1 protein-coding gene is annotated in these 1049 nt (G+C 61.7%); it reads left to right on the top strand.

What is annotated here, in order from left to right:
* On the top strand, positions 1-1049 hold a 1049-nt coding region (locus tag C9413_RS32355), incomplete at both ends, for a helicase-related protein (RefSeq protein ID WP_348648825.1).

The following is a 1049-nucleotide window of genomic DNA, read 5'->3' as shown; positions in this document are numbered from 1 at the left end:
AGCTCAACCTGCTGGTCCAGAATACCTTCCGCATCTGGCAGGAGACGTCGCAAAGGACGTATCTCCAGCCCGACGGCAAGCCTTTCGATCTGCCGGGTGCGGCGCAGATGATCTTTTCGGATCTCGGCACCATTAATGTCGAGAAGAGCCGCGGTTTTTCCGCCTATCGCTGGATCAGGGACGAGCTCGTCCGCCTGGGCGTTCCGGCCTCCGAAATCGCCTTCATGCAGGACTACAAGAAGACCGAGGCCAAGCAGCGCCTGTTTGGCGACGTCCGCGCCGGCAGGATCCGTTTCCTGATCGGCTCGTCTGATACGATGGGCACCGGCGTCAATGCCCAACTCCGTCTCAAGGCGCTGCATCATCTCGACGTCCCATGGCTGCCCTCGCAGATCAAGCAGCGCGAGGGCCGGATCGTGCGTCAGGGCAACCAGCATGACGAAGTCGATATTTTCGCCTACGCCACCCAGGGCTCCCTCGACGCCTCGATGTGGCAGAACAACGAACGCAAGGCCCGCTTTATCGCGGCCGCCTTGTCCGGCGACACCTCGATCCGGCGGCTGGAAGATCTAGGCGAAGGGGCGGCCAATCAGTTCGCTATGGCGAAGGCGATTGCGAGTGGCGACGAACGCCTGATGCAGAAGGCAGGGCTGGAAGCCGATATCGCTCGCCTCGAACGGCTGCGTGCCGCCAATGACGACGATCAATATGCGGTGCGCCGGCAGATCCGCGACGCGGAACGCGATATCGAGATCTCGGTGCGACGGATTGCGGAAATCGGCACGGACATCGAGCGCCTGGTTCCGACTGCGGCCGAAGCCTTCGCCATGACTGTCGTCGATGAGGCTTTCAACGAACGGAAAGCAGCCGGTCGCGCCTTGATGAGGGAAATTCTCACCCTTGTTCAGCTCCAGCAGGAAGACGATAGCGTCATCGTCTCGATCGGAGGCTTCGACCTCGTCTATTCCGGCGAGCGGTTCGGCAGGGACGATGGGTATCGCTACACGACCCTTCTCCAGCGCCCCGGGCCGGCTGACGAGTACAACTTG

This window comes from Rhizobium sp. SEMIA 4085, from assembly GCF_013004495.1.
In the GTDB taxonomy this organism is placed as follows: Bacteria; Pseudomonadota; Alphaproteobacteria; order Rhizobiales; family Rhizobiaceae; genus Rhizobium; species Rhizobium gallicum.
This window is presented reverse-complemented; position numbering and strand designations above follow the sequence as displayed.